General features: G+C 70.1%; 6 protein-coding genes and 1 pseudogene. 3 read left to right on the top strand and 4 right to left on the bottom strand.

The genetic code is table 11. The annotated features are described in order from the left end of the window. The 3 genes and pseudogenes from EPO51_RS27925 to EPO51_RS27915 all read right to left on the bottom strand — a co-directional run. Positions 1-227 (bottom strand): annotated as a pseudogene (locus tag EPO51_RS27925) (P-type conjugative transfer ATPase TrbB); the annotation flags it as partial. Continuing rightward, positions 227-676 carry a hypothetical protein gene (locus tag EPO51_RS27920; protein ID WP_293357548.1) on the bottom strand — a complete coding sequence of 150 codons (450 nt, stop codon included), beginning with the start codon at positions 674-676 and terminating at the stop codon, positions 227-229. The pseudogene EPO51_RS27925 and the gene EPO51_RS27920, both read right to left, overlap by 1 nt. After that, positions 663-1,100 (bottom strand): JAB domain-containing protein, encoded by a 438-nt coding sequence (locus tag EPO51_RS27915; protein ID WP_293357546.1) that lies wholly within the window; start codon positions 1,098-1,100, stop codon positions 663-665. The genes EPO51_RS27920 and EPO51_RS27915 overlap by 14 nt, the downstream gene beginning before the upstream one ends. A gap of 103 nt (positions 1,101-1,203) precedes the next feature. Here EPO51_RS27915 and EPO51_RS27910 point away from each other — a divergent pair, with 103 nt between their 5' ends. After that, entirely contained in the window at positions 1,204-1,611 is a 408-nt protein-coding gene (locus EPO51_RS27910; protein WP_293357544.1) for a nuclease, read from the top strand. A gap of 498 nt (positions 1,612-2,109) precedes the next feature. Here EPO51_RS27910 and EPO51_RS27905 read toward each other — a convergent pair whose 3' ends face one another. Beyond that, positions 2,110-2,472 carry a hypothetical protein gene (locus tag EPO51_RS27905; protein ID WP_292026917.1) on the bottom strand — a complete coding sequence of 121 codons (363 nt, stop codon included), beginning with the start codon at positions 2,470-2,472 and terminating at the stop codon, positions 2,110-2,112. On the opposite strand from EPO51_RS27905, the gene EPO51_RS27900 reads away from it, so the two are divergent. Both EPO51_RS27900 and EPO51_RS27895 read left to right on the top strand, forming a co-directional pair. After that, entirely contained in the window at positions 2,456-3,061 is a 606-nt protein-coding gene (locus tag EPO51_RS27900) for a lysophospholipid acyltransferase family protein (RefSeq protein ID WP_292026919.1), read from the top strand. The two genes, EPO51_RS27905 and EPO51_RS27900, sit on opposite strands and share 17 nt — an antisense overlap. Further along, positions 3,058-3,278 (top strand): glycosyltransferase (locus EPO51_RS27895; RefSeq protein WP_293357541.1); only part of this gene is annotated, 221 nt, incomplete at its 3' end. The genes EPO51_RS27900 and EPO51_RS27895, both read left to right, overlap by 4 nt.

Below are 3,278 nucleotides of genomic sequence, written 5' to 3'. Positions count from 1 at the left end.
CCGACATAGTCGGCGATGAGCTTGATGGCGCGCTCGCGCGCCTCGGGCGAGAGGGACTGGCCCGTGTCCTGACGCCCCTCCCCGCTCCGGTCGAGCACCAGACGACCGTCCGGGTTGGCGAGGATCTCCACCACAGCCGGCTCCTCCAGAGCGGCGAGGACCGTCGGCCCCAGGGCGTGCCGCAGCGCCTCCAGCTTGCGCTCGGCGACGATGGGGTGGGTCGCCATCAGTTCGGCGCGTCGAACGAGCGGGGCTCCCGCGCCGGTCCGGGCGCCGCGTCGCGATCGGACCGGCCAGCGACGATCCGGGCCGCCGTGGCGTCGAGCAGCCGCTCGATGCGCCGGTCCACCGCCGCCTGCACCGTCGGATCCTGATCCACGACCGCGTCCGGCAGGCGCAGGAAGAACGCCCGCGCCACCTCGATCAGCAGCTCCTGGACGATCTGCATGTCGCGCGCCGTCGATCGCATGTGGTCGCGCAGCGATCGTTCGAGCTGCAGCAGGCGATCCTCGGGATCGGCCTGCGGGCTCTTGAGCAGGCCGCGCGCAATGGCGCGTCCCGCCGCTTGGCTCAGGGGCATCCGCCCGCTGCGCGCCTCCCGGTTCAGGCCCGAGACGATCTTGGGGTCGTTGAGATAGACCTGCACCCGGCTGGTCTGGCGGTTAGTCCTGGCCATCGCTCAATCCTTGAAGTTGGTCGAGGGCGGCCTGCTGAGCCGCCATCTCCTGCGCCACCCGCCCGTAGGCCACCAGCGCGGTCCAGGACGTGATGACCGGGCGGCGGCTGGCTTCGGCGCGCGCAAGACGGACCGCGAACTCGCGCAGAAGCGTCAGCTCGGCCCGGAGGACGGCCCCCACGCTGGACGCCTGGGCCAGATCGCCGGGCGCCGCGCCGGCGACGCCGCCGAGGCTCCCGAACTGTTCGAGCAAGGCGGCGGCGAGCCGCGCAGAATCCGTCTCCGGATCCATCCGCTCCAGTATCAGAGCCAGCAAGGTCTGATCGTCCAGCGCCGCAGGGACGAGGGTCGGCGACGCGGGACGGCGCCCGCGTGGTTCGGGGGCCGGCGCCCGGATCAGGGTCGGGGTCGGGGTCGGTCTCATGGCGGTCTCCTTCTCCGCTCCACCACGGAGCGCCCGCCGTCCGGCCTTCCTTTCTCTCCCTGTCGGGCTTGTCCCCGGCCCGGCGCCGCGCCACCCTGGGCCGATGAAATGGCTTCTGATCACCGCCGGACTCCTGCTGGCGCCGGCCGTCGCCCGGGCCGATCCGTGCGAGGGCCGGCTGCCCGCTCGCGCCGGGGAAGCCTTTGAGGGGATCGTGCGCTACGTCGGCGACGGCGACAGTCTGTGCGTGGGTGACGCCGTCGACCCGGCCGCCTGGATCGAGGTGCGCCTTTCGGACTTCGACGCCCCCGAACTGCACAGCGCCACCGGCCGCGCGGACCGTGACCGCCTGGCTCGCCTCGTCGCCCGCCGCCGGCTCGATTGCGTCGCGGTTCGGGGCCGGAACGGCCGGGTCATCGTCCACGACCGCGTGAGCGCCTCCTGCAGGATGAACGGACGTCGGGTCGGCGACCTCCTCCGCGCCGCCGGGGGCCGGGAGGGTGGAAACTAAGGCCCCGATCTCCGGTCGCCCGGAGGGACCGTTCTGCGGATAGACAACCTGTCGAACCCGGGTGGCGCGGCGTGGAGCAGCTCCCGCCTCACCGCGTGGGTGGTCAGGAAAGGCTGGGCTGATGCGTGGGCTGCGCCACATCACGCCAAGCCGTCAGTCGTGAACATCTCCGGCTCAATTGGCTGATTGTGCAGAGGCCGGGCTCTGCTTCGATGCGGCCTCTGTGCGGCGCCGGTGCTGGACAAGGAGGTCGAGGAGCTCGCCTTGGCCACGGCCCGCTACAGGGTGCATGCGTCTGCTCACCTTCCCGCAGACCAAGTCGTCGAGATGCCAGCGGGGCGACGGCGCGGGCCGTCGGCGCTTCAAGCGGCCGGGCGATCAGAGGCCCTTCACTCGGCGGATGACGGCGGTCGCCGGCAAATTGCGCCAATCCGGCTCCGTCCCGGATCTCAAGCCGCGGACGGAGCCGGATTGGCGCGCCGGATCGCCGTTCTCAGCTCAGGCCTTCGCCTCGGCCGGCGCGTGATGGTGCCGCTGTTGGGCCGCGTGACCTTCATGGCCGGCGCAGGTGCCATGATGAACCTGCAAGTCGCTGGGCGCGGCTGACTTCAGCAACACCTGAACGCGCTTGATCTCTTCCGGCGCGCCGTGGGCCAGGACCAGGAATTTGTCCGCCTTGACTGCTTCCTGGTAGCGGATGACCGAGTCCTTCGGGATGCCGATGCCAGCCAGGGCGCCTGCGAGAGCGCTTACGCCGCCGACCAGTAGCGCGCCCTCGACGGCGCCCAGGAGCATGGCGGCGAGATGCCCCAGCACGACCACGGGACCGATCAGCGGCACTGTCATGAAAATGCCGCCCACGAAGAGGCCCCATCATCCTGTGCCGGGCCTGATTGTCTCCAACCATCAATCGACCTGGGAAACCTTGGCGGCCCTCATCCTGTTTCCCGATGTTGCGATTGTGGCCAAGCGCGAACTCCTGCGTATCCCGGTGATGGGCTGGTACCTGAGGCACTCGCCCATGATCCTGATCGATCGGGCATCGGCGGCCGCCTCCCTTCGGGAAATGACAGTGCAAAGTCGGGCGGCCCTGGCGCTCGGACGCCCCGTGCTGATCTTTCCGGAGGGCACCCGCAAGGCGGTCGGCGAACCGATCGAATTCCGGCGTGGTGTGGAGTTTCTCTACAAGGCGCTCGGCGTCCCGGCCCTCCCTGTTGTCCTGGATTCGGGGTGCTTCTGGGGTCTCGGCGGCCTTCCCGAGCGGTCAGGCGTCATCACCGTGTCGCTCCTGGAGCCGATCAACCCTGGCCTCAGCGCAAAGGATTTCACCCGGACGGCGCAAGCCGTCATGCAAGCCGAGGTCGGTGCGATCGAGAAGCGGCGAGTGGCGGCGCCCGGCTTGTCTGCGGGTTGGCTCGCATCTTCTCAAATGCCGGAGCTCCGTCCATGAAGATCGCCCAGGTCACGCCGCTGTACGAAGCCGTGCCACCCAGGCTGTATGGCGGCACCGAGCGGGTCGTCGCCCACCTGACCGACGCTCTGGTCGATCTGGGCCACGACGTCACCCTGTTCGCCTCGGCCGACGCCGAGACGCGCGCGCGGCTCATCCCCGTACGCGATCAGGCGATCCGGCTGGATCCGGCGCCGTTCAAGTCGGACCTGGCCGC

It is taken from the genome of Phenylobacterium sp., assembly GCF_004297125.1.
GTDB lineage: Bacteria > Pseudomonadota > Alphaproteobacteria > Caulobacterales > Caulobacteraceae > Phenylobacterium.
This window is presented reverse-complemented; position numbering and strand designations above follow the sequence as displayed.

Bases quoted from the DNA above. Each gene is read 5' to 3' on its own strand.
- EPO51_RS27920 (WP_293357548.1), bottom strand. From the start codon at position 676: ATGGCCAGGACTAACCGCCAGACCAGCCGGGTGCAGGTCTATCTCAAC.
- EPO51_RS27915 (WP_293357546.1), bottom strand. From the start codon at position 1,100: ATGAGACCGACCCCGACCCCGACCCTGATCCGGGCGCCGGCCCCCGAA.
- EPO51_RS27910 (WP_293357544.1), top strand. From the start codon at position 1,204: ATGAAATGGCTTCTGATCACCGCCGGACTCCTGCTGGCGCCGGCCGTC.
- EPO51_RS27900 (WP_292026919.1), top strand. From the start codon at position 2,456: ATGAAAATGCCGCCCACGAAGAGGCCCCATCATCCTGTGCCGGGCCTG.